At 38.7% G+C, this 21,403-nt stretch carries 24 protein-coding genes; 1 reads left to right on the top strand and 23 read right to left on the bottom strand.

What is annotated here, in order from left to right; translation table 11 throughout:
* Positions 1–99: 99 nt before the first annotated feature.
* Positions 100–756 carry a metal-dependent transcriptional regulator gene (locus ACSKY2_RS00445; RefSeq protein WP_489877692.1) on the top strand — a complete coding sequence of 219 codons (657 nt, stop codon included), beginning with the start codon at positions 100–102 and terminating at the stop codon, positions 754–756.
* Positions 757–835: 79 nt separating this feature from the next.
* On the opposite strand, the gene ACSKY2_RS00440 is transcribed toward ACSKY2_RS00445, so the two are convergent.
* From ACSKY2_RS00440 to ACSKY2_RS00330, 23 genes are all read right to left on the bottom strand, one after another.
* Positions 836–1,471, bottom strand: a complete 636-nt coding sequence (locus ACSKY2_RS00440) for a redox-sensing transcriptional repressor Rex (RefSeq protein WP_489877691.1) — start codon at positions 1,469–1,471, stop codon at positions 836–838.
* A gap of 284 nt (positions 1,472–1,755) precedes the next feature.
* Entirely contained in the window at positions 1,756–3,027 is a 1,272-nt protein-coding gene (locus ACSKY2_RS00435; protein WP_489878209.1) for a DEAD/DEAH box helicase, read from the bottom strand.
* 21 nt (positions 3,028–3,048) lie between these two features.
* Positions 3,049–4,044: a Gfo/Idh/MocA family protein gene (locus tag ACSKY2_RS00430; RefSeq protein ID WP_489877690.1), complete on the bottom strand. Its 996-nt coding sequence runs from the start codon at positions 4,042–4,044 to the stop codon at positions 3,049–3,051.
* A gap of 162 nt (positions 4,045–4,206) precedes the next feature.
* Complete coding sequence (locus ACSKY2_RS00425) at positions 4,207–4,755, bottom strand: cysteine hydrolase family protein (protein ID WP_489877689.1); 549 nt, start codon at positions 4,753–4,755, stop codon at positions 4,207–4,209.
* A gap of 94 nt (positions 4,756–4,849) precedes the next feature.
* Positions 4,850–6,220 (bottom strand): 23S rRNA (uracil(1939)-C(5))-methyltransferase RlmD, encoded by a 1,371-nt coding sequence (rlmD, locus tag ACSKY2_RS00420; protein WP_489877688.1) that lies wholly within the window; start codon positions 6,218–6,220, stop codon positions 4,850–4,852.
* A 275-nt stretch (positions 6,221–6,495) separates the two neighbouring features.
* Positions 6,496–7,386, bottom strand: a complete 891-nt coding sequence (gene htpX, locus ACSKY2_RS00415; RefSeq protein ID WP_489877687.1) for a zinc metalloprotease HtpX — start codon at positions 7,384–7,386, stop codon at positions 6,496–6,498.
* Positions 7,387–7,403: 17 nt separating this feature from the next.
* A complete protein-coding gene (locus ACSKY2_RS00410) occupies positions 7,404–7,973 on the bottom strand; it encodes a LemA family protein (RefSeq protein WP_489839888.1) in 570 nt (189 codons plus the stop codon).
* 151 nt (positions 7,974–8,124) lie between these two features.
* Positions 8,125–9,849 (bottom strand): phospho-sugar mutase, encoded by a 1,725-nt coding sequence (locus ACSKY2_RS00405; protein WP_489877686.1) that lies wholly within the window; start codon positions 9,847–9,849, stop codon positions 8,125–8,127.
* Between the two features lie 83 nt (positions 9,850–9,932).
* On the bottom strand, positions 9,933–10,628 hold the full coding sequence (rpiA, locus tag ACSKY2_RS00400; RefSeq protein WP_489877685.1) for a ribose-5-phosphate isomerase RpiA: 696 nt from the start codon (positions 10,626–10,628) through the stop codon (positions 9,933–9,935).
* A gap of 136 nt (positions 10,629–10,764) precedes the next feature.
* Positions 10,765–11,550 carry a carboxyltransferase subunit alpha gene (accA, locus tag ACSKY2_RS00395; protein WP_489839891.1) on the bottom strand — a complete coding sequence of 262 codons (786 nt, stop codon included), beginning with the start codon at positions 11,548–11,550 and terminating at the stop codon, positions 10,765–10,767.
* 2 nt (positions 11,551–11,552) lie between these two features.
* On the bottom strand, positions 11,553–12,398 hold the full coding sequence (gene accD / locus ACSKY2_RS00390; RefSeq protein ID WP_489839892.1) for an acetyl-CoA carboxylase, carboxyltransferase subunit beta: 846 nt from the start codon (positions 12,396–12,398) through the stop codon (positions 11,553–11,555).
* A gap of 10 nt (positions 12,399–12,408) precedes the next feature.
* Positions 12,409–13,785, bottom strand: a complete 1,377-nt coding sequence (accC, locus tag ACSKY2_RS00385) for an acetyl-CoA carboxylase biotin carboxylase subunit (protein ID WP_489839893.1) — start codon at positions 13,783–13,785, stop codon at positions 12,409–12,411.
* A 2-nt stretch (positions 13,786–13,787) separates the two neighbouring features.
* Positions 13,788–14,219, bottom strand: a complete 432-nt coding sequence (gene fabZ / locus ACSKY2_RS00380; RefSeq protein ID WP_489839894.1) for a 3-hydroxyacyl-ACP dehydratase FabZ — start codon at positions 14,217–14,219, stop codon at positions 13,788–13,790.
* A 12-nt stretch (positions 14,220–14,231) separates the two neighbouring features.
* Positions 14,232–14,693 carry an acetyl-CoA carboxylase biotin carboxyl carrier protein gene (gene accB, locus ACSKY2_RS00375; RefSeq protein ID WP_489877684.1) on the bottom strand — a complete coding sequence of 154 codons (462 nt, stop codon included), beginning with the start codon at positions 14,691–14,693 and terminating at the stop codon, positions 14,232–14,234.
* Positions 14,693–15,928: a beta-ketoacyl-ACP synthase II gene (gene fabF / locus ACSKY2_RS00370; protein ID WP_489839896.1), complete on the bottom strand. Its 1,236-nt coding sequence runs from the start codon at positions 15,926–15,928 to the stop codon at positions 14,693–14,695. The genes accB and fabF overlap by 1 nt, the downstream gene beginning before the upstream one ends.
* A gap of 87 nt (positions 15,929–16,015) precedes the next feature.
* Positions 16,016–16,738, bottom strand: coding sequence for a 3-oxoacyl-ACP reductase family protein (locus ACSKY2_RS00365; RefSeq protein ID WP_489877683.1), 723 nt, complete (start codon positions 16,736–16,738; stop codon positions 16,016–16,018).
* Positions 16,739–16,749: 11 nt separating this feature from the next.
* Positions 16,750–17,679, bottom strand: coding sequence for an ACP S-malonyltransferase (locus tag ACSKY2_RS00360; RefSeq protein ID WP_489877682.1), 930 nt, complete (start codon positions 17,677–17,679; stop codon positions 16,750–16,752).
* Positions 17,680–17,695: 16 nt separating this feature from the next.
* The gene (locus tag ACSKY2_RS00355; RefSeq protein ID WP_489877681.1) at positions 17,696–18,643 is read right to left on the bottom strand and encodes a DUF561 domain-containing protein; all 948 of its coding nucleotides are present in this window, start codon (positions 18,641–18,643) and stop codon (positions 17,696–17,698) included.
* 30 nt (positions 18,644–18,673) lie between these two features.
* Positions 18,674–18,913, bottom strand: coding sequence for an acyl carrier protein (locus ACSKY2_RS00350; RefSeq protein WP_075269310.1), 240 nt, complete (start codon positions 18,911–18,913; stop codon positions 18,674–18,676).
* Positions 18,914–18,959: 46 nt separating this feature from the next.
* The gene (locus tag ACSKY2_RS00345; RefSeq protein WP_489877680.1) at positions 18,960–19,931 is read right to left on the bottom strand and encodes a beta-ketoacyl-ACP synthase III; all 972 of its coding nucleotides are present in this window, start codon (positions 19,929–19,931) and stop codon (positions 18,960–18,962) included.
* An 11-nt stretch (positions 19,932–19,942) separates the two neighbouring features.
* Entirely contained in the window at positions 19,943–20,401 is a 459-nt protein-coding gene (locus ACSKY2_RS00340) for a MarR family winged helix-turn-helix transcriptional regulator (RefSeq protein ID WP_489877679.1), read from the bottom strand.
* A 2-nt stretch (positions 20,402–20,403) separates the two neighbouring features.
* Entirely contained in the window at positions 20,404–20,865 is a 462-nt protein-coding gene (fabZ, locus tag ACSKY2_RS00335; RefSeq protein ID WP_489839902.1) for a 3-hydroxyacyl-ACP dehydratase FabZ, read from the bottom strand.
* Between the two features lie 257 nt (positions 20,866–21,122).
* A complete protein-coding gene (locus ACSKY2_RS00330) occupies positions 21,123–21,362 on the bottom strand; it encodes a CsbD family protein (RefSeq protein WP_489877677.1) in 240 nt (79 codons plus the stop codon).
* Positions 21,363–21,403 lie beyond the last annotated feature (41 nt).

Genomic DNA, 21,403 nt, shown 5'->3' with positions numbered 1-21,403 from the left:
CGTATAATTAGTTTCATTTTTATGAAATACATTATCTACCATTTCATGGTATAATTAATCATATTAACTATTTCACAACAAACGAGGAAATTTTACATTATGACCGAATCTATTTCTAAAACCCAATATCTACAAACAATCTTAGAATTAAGCGGTGGCGATGAGTCAACAAAAATTTCTAACAACCAAATTGCTGAACATTTAAACGTCACTCCTTCATCGGTTTCTAATATGCTGGCAAAACTACAAGAAGCTGGCGAAGTTGATGTTGTGCCTTATTATGGTGTCACACTCACAAAACCTGGTCGTGAAACAGCCCTCCGTTTAATCCGTGCCCACCGTTTAATTGAAACATTTGGTGCAACAAAATTAGGCTTATCAATTTCAGAAGCCCACTCAAACGCTGATCACCTTGATCACGATGCTAATGATCAATTTATTAACGCCCTAGATAAGTACTTAGGTTTCCCAAAATTAAGTCCCCAAGGTCTCAGCATTCCTGATATCGACCATCATTATTCACCAAAATCATTACGTTCATTACGTGAAGCAAAAGATAATGAAACTGTCACTATCAACAGCTTTACTGAAGACTTAGAACTATTACAATATACTGAAACACTACACCTAGGATTAAATACAACTTGGACAATTAAAGAGCGTTTGCCATTTGATGGTCCCCTTGTTTTAGTTTCGGGTGATCAAACAATTCAAGTAACACAACATGCCGCTGACTTTATTTATATCAACGACTAGTCATTCCAAAAAAGCACATCAGTTACCAAAATTGGTTCCTGATGCGCTTTTTTATATTATATTGGTAATGATCGTTGTCTTATTTTTCTCCAAAATTGTTGATAAAATACAAAAGCGTTTGCAGCTCATTTGTTAAGTCAACGTTTTGTACACGGACAGACTTTGGCACATCCAAGCGTAATGGTGTAAAGTTTAAAATACCACGAATGCCTGCGGATGCTAGGCGCTTGGCAACATCTTGTGCTACATTGGCCGGTACTGTCACAATTGCGACATCAATTCGTTGATCAATGATTTGCTTTTCTAAATCATCCAAACTATAGACAGGAATACCCGACTGGATCGTATTAACAATTTCTGGATTAACATCAAAAGCTGCTGCAATTCGTGCATTAGAACTTTGATGAAAATTGAAGTTCAATAAGGCCTGTCCTAGATTTCCGACTCCTACCAATGCGACTGAAGCTAATGTATCTTGATTAAGAATTTCACCAAAAAAATTCATTAATGCCTCAACATCGTAGCCATAACCACGCTTACCAAGTGCGCCGAAGTAAGAAAAATCACGTCGAATCGTTGCGGCATCAAATTTCACAGCTTCGGATAATTCGTTTGATGAAACGCGGACAGTCCCAGAGTCTAACAGCAATTTCAAATAACGATAGTAAATTGGCAATCGCTTTGCCGTTGCTCTAGGAATATCATGTTCAACCATTAGTTCGACCTCTTTTTTTAAAATTAACTATTTTCACAAACATTTCCAAAGATTGTGAAACTCATATTAGTTATTATCATAACATATTTAATCATTTATGTGAACTAACTAACAATCGAACATTCACAAAATAACTATTTTTTGTAAGCGTTTTCTAGATACTATCATTAACAAACACAGTATCTTTCAGCACGTCTCGCTCAAAAAGGACTATTGATCTAGCTAATCTGACTAACTAGATCAATAGTCCCTAAACCTATTTTAAAATTTCATAATGCCCATGATTAATGCTTTGGCTTACCTTTGTTTTTACGATGCTTTCTTTGCGCTCGTTTTTCTTTTGCAAACCGTTCTTCACGCGATACAATGACTTTTTCCCCTGCATGTTTACCCTGTCTTTTGGTTGTTATCCCAGTTGCCTGTTTAATAGGCCGATCATGATGAGTTATTGCCGTAGTTGCTGACCTCACGGCTTGCTTGCGAGACATCTGGCTACCAGAAACCGTTTGAATATCAACTGCTACCATCTTTTTTAAATCACGCAGGTCATGATCGTTACCAAAAGAAATCACTAATCCTGACTTCCCCATACGACCAGTTCGCCCTGCACGGTGCGTATAAGTTTCACCATCACGTGGTAAATCAAAATTGATTACTGCTGTTAAATCAGGAATATCCAATCCTCTCGCACCAACATCTGTCGTCAACAGAAATTTGGCAACACCTTTTTTAAAATGCATTAATGATTTCGCACGCGTCGTACTTGAGTCACCTCTCACCAAAGTTGCCATGGCAACATGTTCATGTGCTAAAAAGCTAGCCGTAATTTTAAGTTGCTTTGTCGTATTAAAAAATACTATCGCTTGAAAGTTCTTTTGGGCAGCTAACTGACGTAAACGTTTTTGACGTTGATCATGTGCGGTTGGCCAAAATTCATGTTTAATCGTTGTTGGCATCATAACATGACGCTGATCAATTCGTATAAACTCTCTATCAAATAAACCGTTAGCAATGGTTGTATCAACTTCAGTAGCGCCAAATAGTGCCACTTGGATGTCTTTATCATTGATAATGTCCCAAATATGATCAATTTGATTTGCTGTATCATCACGCAATAATTCATCAGCTTCATCTAAAATTAATGTTCGTAATCGTTTTAGTTTCAGCTTGCCACTATTCATCAACTCATTCACACGACCAGGTGTACCAACCAAAATTTCAGGGTGCTTTTTTAACCGGTCAACTTGATGCTTGATGTTTGCCCCACCTGTCAACGACAATACTTTTAGTGATAACACATTAGCCCACTCACGAGCAACACGTGTTGTCTGCATTGCTAATTCTTGTGATGGCGCTAAAATTAATAACTGTTCACCATCATCTGGTACTAATTTTGGTAACAATGGCCAAATGAAAGCTAATGTTTTCCCGGTTCCTGTTGGTGCAAGCGCATCAATTGACTCACCTGCTGCCAATGGTTCTGCGACTGCTTCTTGAATGGGCGTTAGTGACTGAAACCCGATCGTTGTTAATCGCTCTTCAAAACGAGAGTCCATGTTTTCTCCTTCGTCTGTCACTTATTTTTCATCTGCTGGGAAGACAATTCCCGCATCTTGACGCAAATCAAATAGTACTTGATTGACTGTTTGACTCAGTGTCAATAATGCTTGATACTCTGTTTCAGTTTCTGTAGGATGTTTTAACATGTCAGCAAATTTGACAGCTTCAGCAACCATTGGATTTTCTAAAGGTGTTTTACTTAGTTTTTGTTGACCACCCTCAGCATCGTGATAAGTAACATCCACTACTTCAGCAATATTACCAATAACCAACGTGTCACGCCGACCTAGAATTTCAGATTGCAAATAGCTATTTGAACCCTTACCAAATTCAATCGTGACATCAAAATCTGCATAACGTAGAATAGCAATTCCACGCCCATCTGCCCCATTCCGAAGTGTTGTTGCAAAGTAATGACTTTTTTGCGGCTTACCAAATAATTTAATTGCTGCATAAATTGGATAAACGCCTAAATCAGTTAGTGCCCCAGCACTGAATTGACGGCTCAATACATTGGGTTCATGGCCTGCTAAATAATCATCGAAACGTGATGAATATTTTTCATAAACAAATGTTGCACCTGCAATTTTAGACATTTTAGCCACTTGCGCTTCAACGATTTTAAAATTGGGTTGTTGAATATGCCGTGCTGCTTCGAACAGGCGGACATTCGTATGTTCTTGAAGTAATGTCATGATAATTGTGTATTCAGTTGGATTTGAAAAAGCAGATTTCTCAACGATAACGTTTAAGTCATGCGTGATTGCCCCTTTTACTTGCTCAAAATGAACACTATTTGGTGAAGCAATATAAACAACATCAATACCACTGGTATAGAAATTTTCTAAATCAGTATAAATATTTGTGACATCAAAATTATTACCAAATGAGCGACCTGATTCTTCATGACGTGAATAAACGGCTGTTAATTCATATTCACCTGATTCATGAGCTGCTTGCACGAATTGCTTGGTAATCCAATTAGTACCAATAATGCCCAGTTTGTATGCCATAATTAGTCTCCCTTATTATTTTTCATAATCAATTATTTTTAATTATACCATTGAAAGCGAACCGACTGGTACATAAGTCGTTGAGTGAATCTAAAAGAGCTGTCAACCCAACCATTTCACATGGCAGATTGACAGCTAAATGACTTTGAAAAGTAAGCGTAATTATTTTACGGTAGCCCCAAGACTATTCTTGAAATGATCTAAAGCCCATTCTTGACCGTGTTCCGTAAATGTTGCGACCCCATTTTTTAGAATCGTTAATTGATAATTCAGATTGTATGCATAAATTGCCGTATGCAACACACAAATATCAGTGCAGACGCCAACTAATGTTAATTCATTTATCTGACGTTCTCTCAAAAAGTTATCTAAATTAGTATTTTGAAAGGCCGAGTACCGATTTTTGTTAAATTTATAGACTTTTTCATCTGTTTGATGTGCTTCATACCAAGGTTGCAATTGACCATACAAGTCTTGGCCCCATGTTCCCACAATATTATGAGGTGGAAACAATTGATGTTCTGGATGATAATTATCATCCTCAAAATGCGCATCTGTTGGCAAAATGACATAATCACCATTGTTATAAAATGCTTGAGCTTGGTCAACAATGTATTGTTCTAATACCTGACCAGCTTCACCACAAGTTAAGGCACCCTTTGTATCTACAAAATCATTGGTATAATCTATAATTACTAGCGCTTTTGCCATGTCTTGTCACCCTCCTGTTACCCGATTATACCATTAAAAAAGCCATCAATCTAACTATTTTCATAGCAAATTGACAGCTTTTAAAGGCTTATCTTTAATCAACACGTTCAAGGACAGTAATCGACTCAATATGTGTTGTTTGTGGGAATTGATCAACGGGTTGAACATCACCCTTAATATCGTAACCTTGCGCCTTGAATTGGACAATATCACGAACCAAAGTTGCTGGGTTGCAGCTAATATAGACAATCTTCTTTGGCTTCATTTTGACTGCTGCATCAATTAACTCAGGTGTCAATCCCTTACGTGGTGGATCAACAAAGATAACATCCGGTTTCAAGCCCTCTTGTTGCCAAGCGACCATCTTTTCTTCAGCTTTGCCTAACTCAAATGTCACATTGTGTACATGGTTGAGATCTGCATTTCGCTTGGCATCATCCACAGCGCTAGGCACAACTTCCACCCCAATGACTGACTTTACTTTATCCGCAATCGTTAATGAAATCGTACCAATACCTGAATAAGCATCAATCACTGTATCTTCACTTGTCAATTCTGCTTTGTCTGCTGCTAACTGATACAAAACTTCAGTTGTTTGTGGGTTAACTTGATAGAAAGAATTTGGACCAATCGCAAATGTCTTATCAAACAAAGTATCTTTAATGACCTTATTACCCCATAATACGTGATTCACATCACCCAAGATAACATTAGTCTTATCTTGGTTAACATTTTGAATAATTGAAGTGACTTCAGGTAAAGCTTCTTTGATTTGTGGCACGATAATATTGGCGCCAGGAATACGTTTTGAGCGTGTCACAAGCACAACCATCATTTCGTGTGAATAATAACCCCGACGAACCATAATATTACGAATAACCCCCTTATGATGGATTTCATCATAAGCTGGCACATGGAACTGACGTAAAATATCACGAATAATCACGATTGCTTTGTCAATTTCTGGATCTTGAATATAAAAGTTTTCAATTGGCATCAATCGATGCGACCCCCGTCGGAAAAAACCAGTTGTTAGTTGACCTTTGATCATCCGTGCAGGAATTTGCGCTTTATTCCGGTAACCTGTTGGATTTGACATACCAATTGTGGGTGCCACGTTCACAGATACATGTTGCTTATTAAATAATTCAGCAATCTGGCCTTGCTTGAATTTTAATTGGGCATCATATTTTAAATGTGCTAAGGGTGCAATACCAGTTGTTAATGCCGTACTATTAACTTCATGATTACGATTGGGTGATGCTTTAAGTGTTTTAATAACTCGACCAAACGCATACGTACTAGCAACTTTTGTGATACCAACCCGAATTTTTTCGCCTGGCACAGCATTTGTAACAAAGACAGGAAAGTCATCAACTTTAACAACACCATTTCCTTGGTACGTTAAATCAATCACTTCAGCATCAAATTCTTGATTTTTAACCACAGGGGCTTTCTTCTTCATTATTCTCTCCTTCTTTTGGCCTTTGCGACGACCAACAATCCTTTCATTGTATCACATGCCCTATCAAACAGAAAGATAAAGTTACTAGAATAAAGATACTAAAAAGGACGTCAATCTATCAATTTTACATTGATAGATTGACGTACCCTTAAACGTGTTCCAAAATGATGAAACCTTGCTATAACAACAATTAGCTTCAGAACATCTTTTGTTTCACTCACCTTTATATATAAAGCAAAAGATTGCTTCTCATTGACCCATATATTTAGTTATCACTACATTTTTTCCAAAGCTGCAATCCGTTCTGACATTGGCGGATGCGTTGAAAAAAGATTTGTTAATTTCTTTGTTTGTAATGGGTTAGCAATGTATAATGCAGCACTTTCAGCTGAAACATTTTCATCTGACATTGGTTCACTTTGTGAGATCTTAGTTAAAGCACTAATTAACCCTTGGGGATTTCGCGTTAATTCAACAGCCCCAGCATCAGCTAAAAATTCACGGTTACGTGAAATTGCTAATTGTACCAATGTTGCCGCAATCGGTGCTAAAAATAGCACCAATACAGATGCGATTAACGCAACAATATTTCCTTCTTTATCATTATCGCGATTACGATTACCACCAAAATACCAAAAATGAGTACCAAAATTAGCTAACATCGCAATCGCTGAAGTTAACGCAACTGCAATTGTTTGAATACGAATATCATAATTACGCACGTGCGTCATTTCATGTGCCATAACGCCCTCTAATTCTTCACGTGTTAGCACAGATAAAATACCCGATGTTGCGGCAACTGCTGCATGTTGTGGATCGTTGCCGGTTGCAAAAGCATTAGGGCTTGGATCATCAATAATAAACACACGTGGCATTGGCACATTGGCCACTAAAGCCATGTCTTCCACAATATGCCATAAATCAGGTGCTTGGTCAGCATTGGTAATTTCATGGGCATGATTTAGATGCATAACAACATCTGTCGATTGACTAAACATATAACCAGCATAGACCATGCCCGTCACGATTGCAATAATCACACCTGGTAACCATTCACCTAGTAAGTAATATCCTAATGCTGCTCCTACAATGCCCATGAACAAAAAGAAACCAATGAATAACCCAACTGTTTTGCGCTTATTCTTTGCAATTTGCTCAAATAACATGATTGATTACCTCGTTATTAAAGACCGCGATCATCAAATGATACCTTGACAACTTCACGTTCTTCTTCTGGTGTTTCTAGGAATTCACTAGGCTTAAAGCTATGTAGCTTTGCCACAAGATTTGTTGGGAAAGACTGCAACTTTGTGTTGTAATTTGCCGTCGTTGTATTAAACAACTGGCGTGAATAAGCAATCTTATTCTCTGTATTTGTCAGTTCTTCCATTAACTTATTATATTGACTTGATGACTTCAAATCAGGATAAGCTTCAGCGACAGCAAAAATCGACTTCAATGTACTAGACAATTGATTTGACAATGCCATTGTCTTCTGATGATCATCCGTAGGTACTTGTGTTAAGGCGTTACGCAGGCTAACAACTTTTTCTAAAGTTCCTTGTTCAAATTTTGCTGACCCTTTGACAGTTTCCACCAAGTTAGGAATCAAATCATTACGCCGCTTTAACTGGACATCAATTTGACTCCATGATTCTTGCGTGCGCATCCGAGCTTGTACAAGACCATTATAAATACCTACCCATAATAGAATTAGTACAATAATAACACCAACAATAATCCATCCAATCATCACTTTCTCCAATCCTTATGACTTCTTCCATTCATAAGTTATATTTATAGTCCCGACTATACATACATTGTAACATGTATGAAAACTTCACAGTGATTTAAAATATTTATGAATATAAAAAAACTTTGGTAATTACCAAAGTTTTTTTATATTAGTCAACGTAATCAGCAATCGATTGTTGAATTGCTGCTAATTTCTCGTTAGCTTCGCCTTGAGTTGTCCCCTTTGTACCAACATATAACTTAATTTTTGGTTCAGTTCCCGATGGTCGCACAGCTACCCATGAGCCATCAGCTAACCAATATTTCAGAACATTTGCTTTTGGTAATGTCAAAGCTGTTTCAATACCCGTTTTCACGTCTGTCTCAGTTTGCAACGTAAAATCATCAACCTTGATAACATCAATATTACCAAATGTCGTTGGTTGTTCAGCCCGGAATTTTGCCATTAATGTTGCAATCTTCTCCGCACCATCAACTCCCTTAAACGTTAAGGATTGTGTGTTTTCAACAAAGTAACCATATTCATGAAACAACTCTTGTAACCCATCATATAGTGTTTTACCTAGTGACTTATAATAAGCTGCCACTTCAGCTAATAATACTGTTGCTTGGATAGAATCTTTGTCACGTGCAAACGGCTTGACTAAGTAACCATAAGATTCTTCAAAACCAAATAAGAATGTATGTTCATGTGTTTCTTCATAATTTTGAATTTGTTCAGCGATATATTTAAAGCCAGTTAAAACATCAATGGTTTCAATTGCAAAACTTTTCGCGATATCAGCGGCAAATTCAGATGACACAATTGATTTGACTAACACGCCATTAGTAGGCAACGTACCAGCCGCTTGCTTAGCTGTTAACAGATAGTGGAGCATAATCGCACCAATTTGGTTACCGGTCAATAATTGATACTCACCTGATGGTAAACGAACAGCCGTTCCCATACGATCTGCATCTGGGTCAACACCAATAACAACATCAGCACCTTGTTCTTTGGCTAAAGCAATTCCCATGGCTAAGGCAGCTGGATCTTCAGGATTCGGCAACTTTACAGTTGGAAAATCACCATCAGGTTGTTCTTGTTCAGGAACAATCGTCACATTTTTAAATCCAGCATTTGCTAATGCTTGACCAGCAATTAATGCACCTGTTCCGTGAAGTGGTGAATAAACCAACTTCATATCCCGTCCTTCTTGATCGACCAAAGCTTGATCAACTGTTACCGTCTTGACCTCAGCTAGATAAGCATCATCAATAGCCTTACCAATCGTCACTAATAGACCATTTGATACCAGTTCTTCTTGTGATTTAATAGGCACAGCAAACATATCCGCTTCACGAATTGAGGCTGTAATAATATCTGATTCCTTAGGTGGCATTTGACCACCATCTTCACCATATATTTTATAACCATTATATTCTTTAGGATTATGTGAAGCCGTAATCATAATACCTGCATATGCATGAAGGTGACGCACTGTAAATGATAATTCTGGTGTTGGTCGTAATGACTCAAACACATACGCTTTAATACCATGTGCCCCCAAGACCCTTGCTGATTCGAAGGCAAATTCTTGAGAAAAATGACGCGAATCATAAGAAATTGCAACCCCACGTTGCTTTATTTCTTGTGATAAAGAATCCATCAATCGTGCAAGACCTTCAGTTGCCTGACGTACCGTATAAATGTTCATACGATTAATTCCTGCACCTAATAAACCACGCATACCTGCTGTTCCAAATGATAATGGTTGATAAAAAGCATCTTCTGCTTGTTTATCATCTTTAGCCAAAGCTGTCATGTCAGCTTGTAAGTAGTCTGGTAAATCAGTATGATTTGCCCATACTTGATAATTTTCTTGCCAAGTCATTTTTATATTCTCCTTTATGACAATCGTGTTCCCCAATACAACTACGTTAATTGTACCATAGGATTATGCAGCAGTTTCGTTTGCTATGATTGATTTATGTGCGAAATCAAAGTTGGTTGATGACCACCAATAATCACTTGATCAACCATATTTAAGAATAAGCCATGTTCAACAACGCCAACCGTTTGTTCTAAAAAGTAAGCTAAGCTTTGGGGGTGCTCAATTCGTTGAAGCGTCAAATCAATGATGTAATTACCAGTATCTGTTGTCAGTCGTTGACCGGTAGTAGTTCGCCGAAAAGCTGGCTGTAAATCAGCTGCCTGAAATTTTCTTAGTAACTGATGACTACCATATGGTACAACTTCAACTGGTAAAGGAAACTGACCAATAACATCATGATACTTTGATTCATCAATGATCCAAATATTTTTTTGCGAATTTAACGCGACAATTTTCTCAAATAATAATGCTGCACCGCCACCTTTAATGCCATTTAACTGTTGGTCCACTTCATCAGCACCATCAATCGTTAAGTCAATGTGTGGTACCTCATTCACTGAAGATAATTTAATTCCCCAAGCCTTTGCTAAAGATGACGTCTTATTTGAAGTTGTCACACCAACAATATTTAAGCCTTCACGATTAATTCGTTTTGCTAAAGCTTCAATAAAAAAACGGACCGTTGATCCCGTGCCTAAACCGACAATCATCCCGTCCTTGATTAAAGTTGCTGCAAACGCCCCTGCCTGCTTTTTTTGTAATGTTTGTTCGTTTAACATGGTCCATTATCTCCTCATCATCCCCGAAACTATTTTTATTTTAACGGTTAATTTTAAAAAAAGATATAAAAACGTCACAACTAAAAAACACGAAAGTCCAAAAATTATTGGTAACTTTCGTGTTTTTTAAATATGATTAAAATTTACGGAAACGAGCACGTCGTTGTGCCAACAATTTATCTGCCGGTAATGCCGATAATTTATGAATTTCATCGGTTAATTTGGCACGAATCAGTGAAAAGACGCGTGCATGTGACCGACTCTCCGGTATAATGTACTCAATCACATGATTCTCTAGCAAATCATTGGGCGTTAGTCCCATAACAGCAGCAGCTTCATCATGACGCTTTGCATCTTTCCATAATATCGATGCAAATCCCTCTGGCGAAAGCACTGAATATGTCGCATTTTGAAACATCCAAACCTGATCAGTCGTAGCAAGTGCAAGTGCTCCACCAGAACCACCTTCACCATACACAATGGCAATCATTGGCACGGGTAATTTTAAACTTTCTAAAATACTTTGGGCAATTGCATCTCCTTGACCTTGATCTTCAGCTGTTTTGCCGGGAAAAGCACCTGGCGTATTAATAAAGGTAATGATTGGGCGGCCAAACTTTGCGGCTTGTTTCATTAAACGAGTCGCTTTACGATAACCATATGGCTCTGGTGACCCATTGCGCTTAGCCAACTTATCTTTAATATCTGAGCCCTTATCAATAACAATGATTGTTACTGGTTGACCATTTAAATTTGCTAACCCACCAATAACACTTTCATCATCACCAGCATAGCGATCACCATGCAATTCAAAGAAATCTGTAAAAATACCAGCAATCATTTCACGAGCCATGAACCGATCTTCACGTGAACGTTTCACAATTTGGACAGGTGTCAATTCACGTTTAAACAAACTTACCATGATTAATGACCTCCCTGTGGTTGATGAAATTTAACTAATTGTGCTAGTACATGCGGTAATTCCTGACGTTGCACGACTGCATCAATAAACCCATTCTTCAAAACAGTTTCAGCACGTTGAAAATCTTTTGGTACCTTTTCGTGAATTGTTTGCTCAATCACACGCTTACCCGCAAAACCAACGAGTGCATGTGGTTCTGCCAATGTCACATCTCCCTGCATTGCAAATGAGGCAGTCACACCACCCGTTGTTGGATCTGTCAGAACGACAAAATAAGGTAATTTTGCTTCCTGATGGGCTGCAACTGCCGCTGATACTTTTGCCATTTGCATCAAAGAATGAATCCCTTCTTGCATACGCGCACCACCTGAAGCAGTAAATAAGACAACTGGTAGTTTTTGGTCTGTTGCTTTTTCAAACAAACGCGTAATCTTCTCACCAGTGACTGAGCCTAATGACCCCATCATAAAGTAAGAGTCCATAATACCAAGCGCTACTGTTTCGTCTTCTAAAATAGCGCGACCTGTTAAAACTGATTCTTTTAAATTTGTTTGTGATTTCGCCCGTGCTAATTTCTCAGCATATCCAGGAAAATCAGGATTTTCTAACGTCAAATCAGCATCCCATTCCTCAAAATTATCAGTCATTAAATGCACACGTTCGTATGCCTGTAAACGAAACCCATAGCCACAATTTGGACAAACACGTTGATCACCTAATTGCTTTGAATATAATTGTGCACCACAAAATGGACAAGCTAAAAACAACCCATCAGGTATTTGCGCATCAACATGCGCATCTTTTTTAATTTTTGGCAATTTGACATTTGGTTTATTAAATAAATCCATCATTTGTCTCCTATTCACCGGTTGTTAGGCTTTTTTGCCACTTTGGTAGAAATTCTTGCTCAAGATATTGTGTATTGAATAATCCTTCGGCAACCTTTTCGTCACTTAACAAGGCTTCTTGGAAATCAGCATTGGTATTCACACCGTCAATCACCATTTCATCCAAAATACGTTTCATTTTAACCACTGCTTCTGCACGATCGTTACCATGTACAAGTAGCTTACCAATCATTGAATCATAAAATGGTTGAATGATATCACCTGAATAAATTGCCGAATCAATGCGGATCCCAGGCCCACCAGTTGGCAAGAAAACAAACTTGATTTTACCTGCGCTTGGTGCAAAATTACGTTCAGGTTGTTCAGCATTTAAGCGAACTTCAATGGCATGACCATTCACTTTGACCTCTTGCTGCGTCATCGTGAGTGTTTCACCTGCAGCAACTTGAAGTTGCATTTTAATTAAATCAACCCCCGTCACTAATTCAGTAACCGGATGTTCAACTTGAATACGTGTGTTCATTTCCATGAAATAGAAATTACCATCATGATCTTCTAGGAACTCTAGTGTCCCAGTATTTTCATAATCCAGTGCATTCACTGCACGTGTTGCAATGGCACCTAATTCATCACGCATAGCTTGCGTAATACCAACAGCTGGACTTTCTTCCATAACTTTTTGATTATTACGTTGCAATGAACAATTACGTTCAGGAAAATACAATACGTGACCTTGTTGATCACGTATAACTTGCATTTCAATGTGTCGCACATTTGTCATGACCTTTTCAACATACATATGACCATCGCCAAATGCCGCTTTCGCTTCATGTTGTGCATCATCAAATTTATCCGCAAGTTCATCTTCTGCGTACACAAAACGCATCCCTTTACCACCACCACCAGCAGCGGCTTTTAATAGTAAAGGATACCCAATACGTTCTGCAATTTTTTTTGCTTCACTGGCATTGTGAATAAATCCTTCAGATCCTGGAATAACGGGCACACCAGCGGCACGCATTGATTCACGAGCATTCGCTTTATTACCCATTAACTCCAAAACTTTCGGACTTGGTCCAATCCATTTTAATCCTACCGCGCCAACCATTTCTGCAAAGGCTTCATTTTCAGATAAGAAACCATAACCTGGATGAATCGCTTCGGCACCAGTTAAAACAGCAGCGCTCAAAATATTCTTCATATTGAGATAGCTGTCTTTTGATTTTGGTCCTCCAACGGCAATTGCTTCATCAGCCAGTCGTACATGAAGACTATCCGCATCCGCTGAAGAATAAATAGCGACAGATTTAATGCCCATTTCCTTCAGTGTACGAATGATACGAACCGCAATTTCTCCTCGATTCGCCACTAAAACTTTTTTGAACATACTTAATCTCCAACAATAAATGTTAAGTCAGCTGTGGTGACACGCTTGCCATTCACATATGCTGTTCCCTTACCTTCACCAATTGGTCCACGTAAACGTGTTAGCTTAACTTCCAAACGAACTTGGTCACCTGGTCGTACCATCTTACGGAAACGTGCCTTCTTAATGCCACCAAAATAAGCAGTCTTACCCTTAAATTCAGGCATTGAAAGCAACGCAACAGCACCAGTTTGTGCTAATGCTTCAACGGTTAGATTACCAGGAAAGGTTGGATTACCGGGAAAATGTCCTTGAAAGATTTCTTCGTTAATTGTCACATTTTTAATTGCAACAGCACTTTCACCAGGTACTAATTCTTCAACCGTATCTAACATCAACATTGGATAACGGTGAGGCAAAATTTCTTGAATTTGTTGGGTATTTAATACTGACATTTCAAGTCCTCCCTAAGCATCTGGTTGGACACGGAACAATGCATGACCATAGTCAACAACATCTTCCTCTTCAACCAAGATTTCCTTAATCGTTCCTGCTACTTCACTCTTTACAGGTGTCATTAATTTCATTGCTTCAATAATCGCAACTTGTTCACCAACACTCACATGATCACCAACCTCTTTAAAAGGTGCTGCATCAGGCTTTGGTTTCAAGTAAACTGTTCCAACTAAAGGTGCTTCAACTAAGACACTGTTATCAGTTCCCAGATTAGCCGTACCTTCAGCCGTTTTCTTTTCAGGTATCGTTACTGGTTCTGCCACAACTGGTTGTGCAGCTGTAACAATTGGTTGTGACACTTCATTTTTACTCAAATGTAAACTAAAATTCTCAGATTGCAACGAAAATTCACGCAATGAACTTTTTTCCAGATCCTGCATCAAAGTTCGAATTTCATCTAATTGCAAAGCCATTAATTCTCACTCCACTTCTTAAATATAACAACTGCATTATGACCACCGAAACCATAGTTAGCTGATAACACATAGTTTGGTGCAACATGCTTGTTTTCATCATTGACTAGTGTGACACCAGCAGTCTCAGGATCTTGTTCCGTTAGACCAACGTTAACTGGTAATTGTTCACGAACAATCGCACCAATGGCAGCAATTGCCTCAATTGCTCCAGCAGCTCCTAATAAGTGTCCCGTCATACCCTTAGTTGATGATACCAAGACACCATTCTTACCAAAGACCAATTCCATTGCCTTTGATTCAGCGGCATCATTAGCACCAGTTGCAGTTCCATGAGCATTAACATAATCAATGTCACCAGCTTCAATACCAGCATCGGCCAAGGCTAACTTTACTGAACCAGCAGGTCCTGAACCATCAGGTGTTGGACTAGTGAGGTGGTATGCATCGGAATTTGAACCATAACCAACAATTTCTGCAATAATATTAGCGCCACGTGCTTGTGCATGTTCTAGAGATTCTAGTATCAAAACACCTGACCCTTCACCCATGACAAAGCCATGACGGTTAACATCAAATGGCGTTGATGCTTTCAAAGGATCCGTTTCCTTTGACAAAGCAGTCAAAGCCGCGAAACCAGAAATTCCCATTTCATTAACAGAAGCTTCTGCACCACCAGTAATCATGACATCCATCTTACCAGATTGGATACGCCAGAAAGCTTCACCAATCGCATTGGTTGCACTAGCACAAGCAGTAGATACTGTGTAATTAACACCCTTTGCACCATAACGCATTGAAACATTACCTGAAACCATGTTTGGAATCGCATTGGGTACAAACATTGGACTGACACGTTGTGGACCCTTGTCGTGCATTTTGATAACTTGTTGTTCAATCGTTGTTAAACCACCGATTCCAGTTCCCATAATGACACCAAAGCGATCAGGATTATCAACCCCATCAGCTAAACCAGCTTGTTCCAAAGCTTCACCTGCAGCATGGACAGCATACTGTGAAAACAAATCCATTTTACGTGATTCACGCTTACCAACACGGGCAGCTGGATCAAAGTCCTTTACCTCACCAGCAACCGTTACACCTGTCTCAGTTGCGTCAAATTTTGTAATTGGTGCAATACCAACTTCACTGTTAAAAATACCGTTCCAAAAATCTTCAGTACTATTTCCAACAGGGGTTACTGCCCCTAAACCTGTAATAACAACTCGTGTCATCTTGTTCTCCTTTATGTTTTAGCAAATTCATACGTACGAAAAAAGTAAGTAAAAATAAATAAGTGCAAAACCGCACGTACAGTTTGCTTAAATATATAAACCACCATCGACCGTAACTGTCTGGCCGGTAATGTAATCGTTTTGAGCCAAGAAAACAGCTGTATTTGCAATTTCAGTTGCTTCACCAAAACGTTTTAATGGTACTGCTTCCAGTACTTGATTTTTCACTTTATCTGATAAGGCATTAGTCATGTCTGAGACAATCATACCCGGTGCAATCGCATTCACACGAATACCACGCATGGCACCTTCTTTTGCTAATGTCTTTGTTAAGCCGATAATCCCAGCTTTTGATGCAGCATAGTTAGCCTGACCAACGTTCCCCATTAGTCCGACAACCGAAGCAATGTTAATAATCTGTCCAGTTCGGGCACGCAACATCTTCTTAAAAACAGGTTGCGTTACATTGAATGTCCCATTTAAGTTAGTATTAACAACCTGTGCAAAATCAGCTGCTTTCATCCCCATTGCCAGTTTATCATTCACAATGCCAGCATTATTAACTAAGATATCAATACCTTTAATTTCAGCAAATAAACCATCTAATGCTTTTTGAACACTATCATCATCGGCAATATCTGCTGTAATCGCCATTGTATCATCACTAAATTCAGCTAATATTTCGGCCTTTGGTGCCGAGCGACCATGCAAAATAACACGTGCACCGGCATCATCAAAAGCGTGCGCGATTGCTAAACCAATGCCACGAGTTGATCCTGTGATTAATACTGTTTTCCCTTCGAGATTCATTACTTCGTCTCCTATTCTGCTGCTAGCATTTCACGAACTTCTTGATAAGTTTTAAAATTAGTAACCTTGTAACGCTTAATATCTTTACCAACAATTTTGCGGGCAAACTTATATAAGGTATCACTTGGTCCAAATTCAATTAATGTATCAACACCATCATCCACCATTGCTTGTAATGCCTGTGCAAAATAAGTTGGTGAAACAATCTGCTGTAACAAAGTCGCTTTCACATCATCAAACTTTTTGCCAGTCGTATTTGAATAAACATCAAACGCCATTGGCGCAAAGTTTTCTTCTGCCAAACGCACTGTCAACTGATCAGCAGCTGATTGCATCAGTGGTGTATGGAAAGGTCCTGAAACTGGTAGTTCAATTAAACGCGCAATTCCTGCCTCTTTCAATGCTACGATTGCTTCATCAACATCAGCACCAACGCCACCAATCACCAGTTGATTAAATGTATTGTAATTTGCTGGATAGACACGCTTTCCAGCAGCTTGCAACTTTTTAACCGTTGCCACAACCAAATCTTGGTCATCAGTCATTACTGCAACCATCTTACCTGGATTATTGTCACCAGCTTGTTGCATATAGGCACCACGGTCTTTGATAATCCGCATAGCTTGATCAAAGTTTAATACGTTTGCTGCAACTAGCGCACTATATTCACCAAGGCTCAAGCCAAGTGTGGCTTGTGGTGTTGGCATAACATCTGCTAGTGAGCGATAAATACCTGTACTCATTGCCAAAATTGCAGGCTGAGTATACTTTGTCTGTGTCACATTTGCTTCATCATTAACAATGGTCGACATGATGTCATAACCTAGTACATGACTAGCTTCGTCAATGGTCTCTTTATAAGCGGGCACTTGCTCATACAAATCAGCACCCATGCCAACTTTTTGAGCCCCTTGACCGCTCATTAAAATGCCAAGTTTCATATGTCCTCCAAAATTGTTAGTTTAAAAGTTCTTCTGCTTGTGACCAAGTATCTTCTAGTATTTGTGCGACTGGCTTTAACTCAGTAATTAATCCTGAAATTTGACCTGCCATAAAGGCACCTGTCGTCTTGTCACCATCAATGACAGCACGACGAAGTGACCCATTTTCTAAATCTTCAATGGCATCAGCATCTGGCTTTGGTTTTTGAATTTCAATACGTTCTTGCTTAACAAAATTCTTTGACATCTTGGTCTTCAGTACGCGGGCACGATTACCCATAATTTCACCAGTCACTAACGTATCAATGTCTTTTGCTTTTAAAACAGCATTTTTAAAATTTTCATGAACTTCTGATTCCTCAGAGGCAAGGAAACGTGTTCCCATTTGTACACCTGAAGCACCAAGCATAAACGCAGCAGCAACACCACGTCCATCACCAATACCACCGGCTGCAATGACTGGAATATTGACAGCGTCAACAACTTGCGGTACAAGAGTCATGGTCGTTAAACTACCGATGTGACCACCAGATTCCATTCCTTCAGCAACAACAGCATCGACCCCCTTCTTTTCCATCATTTTAGCAAGGCCAACTGATGGAATAACAGGAATGACGAAAATATCATGCTCATGTAATTCATCAATGAATGGTGATGGGTCTCCTGCTCCAGTAGCAACAACCTTAACACCTTCTTCAATAATGACATCAAATACTTCACGAATATGACGTGACAACAACATAACATTCACACCAAATGGCTTGTCTGTTACTTCGCGTGCCCGATGAATCTCTTCACGGACTTTGTCAGCCTTCCAATATCCAGTTCCGATAATGCCTAATCCACCAGCTTCTGAAACGGATCCAGCCAAGTGACCCGTACCAGCCCAAGCCATACCACCTTGGATAATAGGATATTTCATGCCCAACTTTTCAAACAGTGGATTATTTAGCTTAAAGCTCATAATATCGTCCCTTCTAACTACGTCGACTACTTAGGCGTTTACTTGTTCTGCAACCTTGTTTACCAAATCTTGTACAGTTTGAATTTCTTCTGCAACAGCCAACTTAATATCAAATTCGTCTTCAACACGATTCAAAACTTCAAATAAATCTAATGAATCAGCATCAATGTCTTCACTCAAGTTTGTTGTTAACTTAATTTCATCATCTTCCAAATCGAATTGGTCTACCAAGATTTCGCTTACTTTGTTAAAAATTTCTGTTTCAGTCATGTTATTTTCCTCTTTTTCTTTGATTAATAATTAATTGTTATTTATTTTATAGTTGGATAATGAGTGCACCTGCTGTTAAGCCACCCCCAAAACCAGCCATTGCAATCTTTTGACCTGAATGAATATGACCTGCTGTTCGTAATTCATCTAGTAAAATACCAATACTTGCAGCACTTGTATTACCATAATTTGCAACATTGATTGGGAATTTCTCAAGCGGTTGTCCAAATCTTTTTGCAATACTTGCAATAATACGAGCATTTGCTTGATGCAATAGATACACATCAATATCATCAGCTGTTAACTTTGCTTTTTCTAGCGCTTCGGATAGAACCACAGGTACCTGACGAGTTGCAAAATTGTAAACTTCACGTCCATTCATATGGAAGTAAGGATCCATTGCAACTAAATCACCAGCAAAATAATTACCGTTACGTTGACGACCAGCTGTTAAGAATTCTGACTGATCACCATATGTCTTTAATGATTCAGCCATTAACCCAACCGGTGTATTTATTTTTCGTAATAATACACCCGATGCACCGTCACCAAAAAGCACAGCCGTTGATCGGTCTTCCCAATCTAGTAATTTACTAAGCACTTCAGCACCAATCACTAAACCACACTGATACTTAGTCGCTAATAATTTACTAGCCATGCTCATTGTGTAAACAAATCCTGAGCATGCGGCTGACACATCAAAGGCAAATGCGTGACTTGCTTTGATTCGCCCTTGAACAAGTTGTGCCACACTTGGCGTTAAATAGTCTGGTGACATCGTACCAACAATAATAAAATCTAATTGATCCGCTGTCATTTCTGCCTGCTCAAGTAATTTTTGTGCAACTATTGTTGCAAGATCACTTGTGTTTTCGTTTGAAACAATGTGCCGTTGATGAATACCTGTACGTGGATAAATCCACTCATCAGATGTATCCATAAAAGTTGCTAATTCATCATTTGTTACTACTCGTTCAGGTACCACGTGGGCAGACTCAACAATTGTAAATTGTTCCATATCGTCCTCAATTAAAACTGTATTAGCTCACGAAGATATTCTTGCAAATCACGGACGGCTTTTTTAACCACGGGTGCTTCGCCTTCTTCTAATGAATCAAACAATGAATGCGTCATGCCACGATGAAATGCATCATGGACACGGAAAACTGTGCGACCTTTATGTGTTAAACCAATATGGACAACACGCCGATCTTTCGTATCCCGATTTCGAACTGCGTAACCTTTTTTCTCAAGCTTATCAATGACACTAGTCATGGCACTTGGTGTCAGATGCATCGTTTGTGATAACTGAGATGCGGTTCGTGTTTCATACATCGATATTGCTGCGATGGTATGAACGTCCTTAATGGAAATATCTTTAAATCGTGATTTCCGCAATGAAGCTTCTTCAATCCACATAACATTATTGAAGACATCTACTAATGATTCATTCATTTGTTCAAAAGAATCCTCTTCATGTGCGGTCATACTTATTTCTCCGTGTCACTAATTGACTTTTCTTCAGGTGAAACGACAAACATTAGTTCAGCACTTGTCGCTAATTTACCATCAACGACTGCTTTAACACTAACTGTACCCATGTTTTCACGTAAGTTACCAAACGCAACATGTAACTTTACTGTATCACCTGGTTTAACCATTCTCTTAAACTTTGCATTATCAATACCCGTCATATAAGCTGTTTTACCAACAAATTGAGGTGATGATAAAATCAAAATTGAAGCTGCTTGTGCTAATGATTCAATAATTAACACACCTGGCATCACTGGATTACCTGGGAAATGTCCTTGGAAAAATTGCTCGTTAATTGTCACATTTTTTGTTGCAATCAATGATTCTCCAGGTGTCATCTCATCAACATAATCCATATATAAAATGGGATAACGATTTGGAATTAAATCCATAATTTCTGTCGTAGATAGAACTGCCACAGTTGTGCTCCTTCCAAAATTTATTTCGAACATCGAAATATTCGATATTCAAATATTATTGCTTTTTTGAATAATTGTCAACTTATTACACACATTTGCGCCATTTATCTAACTTTTTATAAAGATTATGGCAATTGCTGAGAATAAAAAAAAACCAGTACCTATCGACTTCTTTCGTCAAGTACCAGCCATTTTACAAAAATTACTTTCATATTGTTTCGTTGTCAAAGAAATGCTTCATGACATCTACAATGACATTACTTTTTAAACTTCGCTTTAACATCATCAACGACATCTTCAGCTTTTTCCTTCAAATCTTCTGCTGCATCCTCAATCTTGTCTTTGGCTTCACCAAAAGCACCACGCGCTTTACCAGCTAATCCTTGTGCTTTGCCCTTTGCTTCTAACTGCTCATCATCAGTTGCAGCACCAGTAACTTCTTTCGCTTTACCAGAAACTTCATCTACCTTACCTTTTACACTATCTTCAATTGCCATAAGTAAAATCCCCCCGTATTTGAAATTACCTATATCATAAC

It is taken from the genome of Weissella sp. ESL1156 (genome assembly GCF_058505625.1).
The sequence above is the reverse complement of the archived record's forward strand: the minus strand, read 5'-3'. Positions and strand labels throughout refer to the sequence as shown.